Below are 239 nucleotides of genomic sequence, written 5' to 3' on the forward strand. Positions count from 1 at the left end.
TACACCACCAACGCACCCGGCAACCACATCGGCAAAGCCGGCACCTACACACGCAAAACCTCCTGGTTCCTCTACCGCGCCATCCTCCCCCAATTAGACGACGATGTTGACCTTAGCCTCACCAGCCTGGCGAAAGACCTCGGCATCTCCTACCACAAGCTGCTAGGCTTCCTGCGCGCCCACTTCCGCATGCGCCAACTACCCCTAGTCACCGAAGTCCAAGGCCAGCACTGGATACT

1 pseudogene is annotated in these 239 nt (G+C 59.4%); it reads left to right on the forward strand.

Annotation, left to right across the window (positions count from 1 at the left end):
* Positions 1 to 239 (forward strand): annotated as a pseudogene (locus QP965_RS11490) (HNH endonuclease signature motif containing protein); the annotation flags it as partial.

The organism is Corynebacterium sp. MSK074 (assembly GCF_030229735.1).
Classification (GTDB): domain Bacteria; phylum Actinomycetota; class Actinomycetes; order Mycobacteriales; family Mycobacteriaceae; genus Corynebacterium.